1 protein-coding gene is annotated in these 2,356 nt (G+C 34.0%); it reads right to left on the minus strand.

Translation table 11 applies throughout. The features are described 5' to 3' along the window. Positions 1-290 precede the first annotated feature (290 nt). Entirely contained in the window at positions 291-1,985 is a 1,695-nt protein-coding gene (locus RZN25_18165; GenBank protein ID MEQ6378730.1) for an ATP-binding protein, read from the minus strand. Between the last annotated feature and the right edge of the window lie 371 nt (positions 1,986-2,356).

Raw genomic sequence — 2,356 nt, forward strand, 5'->3', positions numbered from 1 at the left:
TAAGTTTAATCTATTTAACCATTCCTTATTAATAACAACGTCTATCCTTTGCTTTACCACTATTTGTTGTACGGTTCACCGTAACGTTGGATAGGGTAAATAAAACCAGGAGAGGTCACTCCTCTCCTGGTTTTATTTTGTCCTTATTTTGTCTCTATTTTTGTCCCTATTCTTCACTGCACTTAAAGATTTATCATTAATGTCCTCATTATGTCCTCATTTTTATTTAATTTTATTATAAATAGAGGGAAATCATACCAATATGTCCTTATTTTGTCTCTATTATGTCCTTATTTTGGAGGATTATATACATATTTTGTTCCAGCGCCTCTTCCATTTACCTCTACTCCATCAGGTTCTAGTTCCTTTATTAGACGTTGTACTTGTTTACTATTCATTCCTGTTAATTGTCTTATTTCTTTATTAGTTAGAGTCCGTTCTTTAAGAATAGATAATACTCTGATTTTAACTGCCTCTTTATCTAAGCTTTGTTGGCGTTCATACTTCATATTTTCCTTTAGCAATTCATATGCCTTTCTCGATAAAGTATAATACCTTCCTTTACCACGACCAACTGATTCTAACAAATTAAAATCATTGTACATTTTACTTAATAATTCCCTAGCTTGTTCGACACTTCGTTGGGAGACCTCTGCTGCAATTACAGTATCTATTTGTTCATGTCTGATTAAATATTGCAAAATGAGTAAATGATCTACATCAATTTGATTGCCTTCATCAACCATTTGTTTTACCAAGTTCTTAAACCCTTTATTTAGAGGAGAAGATATAAAGGTCAATTCAATATTACTACCAACTTCTCTATAAATAGGGGGTTCTTTACCTTCTACTAGTAGGGAACGAAATATTCTAGATACGCCTAAATTAGACCTATTTACTAATTTCAATCTATCCAGTAGATCCATCAGATGGTTGTTTCTAGCGACTGGTGGATGGTGCAATATATTATTAGGAGTTATGCCACCTATAAATTGGCCAGGATTGGTTAGCGCTAATTTATCCCTATATTGCTTTAACATAATTGTTCCACTAATTCTGTAATCTCGATGGCCAAAGGCATTTAACAACGCTTCTCTTAGTGCAATTGTTGGATAAGTACTAAACTCAGGATGAACTAGTCCAGACTCTATTGTAACCATTGGGTTATCCACTGAAATATATCTCTCTAATTCATATAAAGCAACAGGAATAGCGTGAGTTCCATCGTCCCTATGAGAATAATCTGTATCACTTAGCATTTTTCTATATGACCATTTATGTTGTGGAATTAGCCTTTCAATAGCATCTGGCTTACCAACTAATAACAGAGACCCCTTTGTAAAATATCCATTCTTTATACCACCGATAGATTTTAAAAGGTCTTCATCTGAAAGTGATAACAAACTATCATCCGATCTCTCACGTGACATAAATTCACGTATTCGTTCCATAGCGGAGTGGGAAAACAAATTATTCCAATCCTCGTAAATTACCTCAGATGTAAAATCAACCTGTCCTGATGAATCAATCATTTGCCTTCTTAATGTTCCTGTGAAAGGCAGACAATCTTTTCCCTGTCTTATTGTTGCAGCACCGTCTGTTGTTGTATAAGGGGGCATTCCTGGAAAAACATTCATTATTAAAAGCCTAACAGAACCATCTTTTAGATAGATGTCATCGAATGAAGGAGTTAAATGAGGGTCCGTCTTTTCATATATCCTTTTTTGCAGTTCTGGTATATCTATATCAAATGGTACCCCTTTTAGAGCATTATCTATCCCCTGCACTTTGTCAGCTATACCAAAAACAACACTCCCCCCACCACCATTTGCCATACAAACAGCATAACTAATCATTGTCTTTACATTATCTTCTCTACTTCTACCATTCCATTGTTTAAAGTCCAAGTCTTGAGCTTCAAAATCATCTGCTACATGATCATCCAACTTGCTGATTATATCCATTATCTCACTTTTGCTCTTCATTTAAGTGTTTCCTCCTCTCTTGTTAAATTTTTCATATTATTTATCCTTATTTTACACATATTTGATACAGTAGTATACTTTCTCAATCCATTACTAAAAAACACAATTTCCTTAACGTTGGTTAGGGTAAACTAATATAACATTGAGCAGTAAGGATGCATAAGTTTGATGATATTCTTACTGCTCCTCATCCGTTAACAATTGGTCTTCTTTATCAGGAAAATTCTCATACAATAGATTAGCTAAATGGCCCATCATTTTCATAATAAACATACCTTGCATTTGATCAACAATCTCACTTTCTTTCTCTTGTATTTTAAGTCACAGTGACAACCTGTGAATGCTAAACTAAAATAGACCATTATTGCTAG

The organism is Bacillaceae bacterium S4-13-56, assembly GCA_040191315.1.
Classification (GTDB): domain Bacteria; phylum Bacillota; class Bacilli; order Bacillales; family JAWJLM01; genus JAWJLM01.

What these genes read in the sequence shown, in the direction of transcription:
- RZN25_18165 (MEQ6378730.1), bottom strand. Translation starts at nt 1,985, where the DNA reads ATGAAGAGCAAAAGTGAGATAATGGATATAATCAGCAAGTTGGATGAT.